At 34.7% G+C, this 2,197-nt stretch carries 2 protein-coding genes; both read right to left on the bottom strand.

Going from position 1 to position 2,197, the window contains the following annotated elements:
- Window positions 1-288: 288 nt before the first annotated feature.
- Window positions 289-453: a hypothetical protein gene (locus ACY65O_RS16520; protein ID WP_462221965.1), complete on the bottom strand. Its 165-nt coding sequence runs from the start codon at window positions 451-453 to the stop codon at window positions 289-291.
- Between the two features lie 737 nt (window positions 454-1,190).
- A partial coding sequence (locus ACY65O_RS16515) for a formimidoylglutamase (protein WP_462221964.1) occupies window positions 1,191-2,197 on the bottom strand: 1,007 nt, incomplete at its 5' end.

Genomic DNA, 2,197 nt, shown 5'->3' with positions numbered 1-2,197 from the left:
TTCGGCTGCAAGATATTCAAATAATCGCAGCACTTATAAATATAACTTAATCATTACTGTGAAATATATTGTAACTTTAATTATCCCCCCAGCCAGCTGAGCTTCTATTCTTCTTTTTTTTAAATGATAAATGGGTCTTATTCTTAAATCTGTTTGTTATTCTAAATGTCTGTTCAATGTGCCATAACTGTTTATAATATTGTAAAACGGCTTCTTTATTTGTGTGCTGTGCAGCTTGTCTAAATAACGGTAAATCTCGTTTGCTGAAAGCGTAATACCTTTATATTTTTACAGGTAATCAATGGTTTTTAATTTGCTTACAGTATATATTAATCTGGCAATAACTGAGTGCTTAAACAACACATCTTCAATTGCATCAAAACCTATTTCAGTAAAGAGTTTTCCTAAAACAATTTCTGAACCCCAATAATTGAACCTGGTGTATATTTTCATAAATAGATTGAAAATATTTTTGATCATCAACCATTATAAAATCCAGTGTAGTTTGTCCGCCGTAAATGAAGCATGTAATTTTTAGCCTGCTCTACTAATTTTTCAATAACTGAATCATCGGCAGCACTTCCAATCGCTTTTATCAACTTGTACCTGCCATTGCTCTTACTTATGATTTGAACACTGATTACCCCGGACTTATCCTTCTTTTTACGAAAAACCATACCATGAAAATACAAAAAACAACTTGGGGACACCCAAAACAAAAACAACTTTCCCTATTCAGCAAGGGTTACAGAGAAAGGGGAATATTTTTGAGGGGAAAATGATGAAGTCAGGAGTAAACCCGCCTTCAACAAGCTCAGGCTGACAGTGTATTTTCAATGTCCAATTGGTATAATACTTCTTCCAATAATTAAAATACGCTTATCTTATTAATTTTTTTGTACAGGACAGGCTAATTATTTTTTTATTTTATTTACAATAAATCTCAATTTTGCAAAAGCAATTTTTATTGTGCAATAAACCAACTTTTTTTATACAAAATGTTAGAAATTTAGTCGCTATTTTATCAACAAAAACAGCTGTTGGTACGGTTTTTGGCAAATATTATAAAAATCCGACAATATGAAAGCTATCTCATTTTTGGTTGCAGCTTGCTTGATTCTTTTTGTAGTAATTTTCACCATGATTACAATTTTGTTTATCAGTTTTTGATAATTTAAAAAGGCGGCAGTTTAATCTTGCGAATTCGCTTTTATAAAATCGCTTACCAGGTAACCGATTAATTTTCCTGTACTGTCATCCTTACGGCCATCTGCTAATTGTGTTGCGCCTTCGCATATGTGCAGGTACGCCACTTTACAATCTGTAGCAACAAAATTAATATATTGCCTTGCCTGCAAAGCACTGATACCGGCAGGGGTTGCGGCACTGCTTAAAACATTTTCTATACAATCCAAATCAAGTTCCACTCCTGTAAAACTATCTTCGGTAAAACCCGTAGCATGTGCCACCGCCTGAATAAAGTTTTTACGTTCGTGAATAAAAATTTCTTCAAAAGTGATATAATCAATAAATGGATTGTTGTGAATGTCCATTAAAATATTTTGAGAAATATTATTTTCATGCACACCCACAATGCAGTATTTACCCAGGTAGCCATCTTCTTCCGCATATTTAAAACCATTGCCGCTGTGCCTGCCTTCTGTTGCACCGTAATCAGTATGGGCATCTAAGTTTACACAATTTATTTGTGCCAGTGGAATGGTGCCAAACTTATTTAATCCTTTAGCAACGCCTTTTATAATGGGATAGGCATTGTTGTGGCCGCCGCCAATTACGATGGGTATTTTATTACAGGCTGCAATTACCTTAAGCATATTTTCCACTTCCTCATCAATAATATTTACAGCATGGCGGTAAGCTTCAATAAGTTCATCGGGATTGTAAGCATTACTGTCAATTAAAAATTTTAAATCTCCAAAATCAAAATGGCCAAGCAATAAAATATTATCTCCGGGTAAAAAATCGTTACTTTTTACATTTAAGAACGAAGTAAGAAAAGAAAGCCATGCTGTTGCAGTACCACCAATGCCATTATTGGCCCGCACACCAATATCTTCCGGAATGCCCAGCAACACATATTTAGCAGGGGATTGTTGTATCACATCCGGCCACTCCATATCTAACTTCAGATGCTGTAAACGCTCACCCACTTTAGTTTCAAAACGGCGAACTTTAG

The organism is Ferruginibacter sp., from assembly GCF_031430955.1.
Taxonomy (GTDB): Bacteria; Bacteroidota; Bacteroidia; order Chitinophagales; family Chitinophagaceae; genus Ferruginibacter.
The sequence above is the reverse complement of the archived record's forward strand: the minus strand, read 5'-3'. Positions and strand labels throughout refer to the sequence as shown.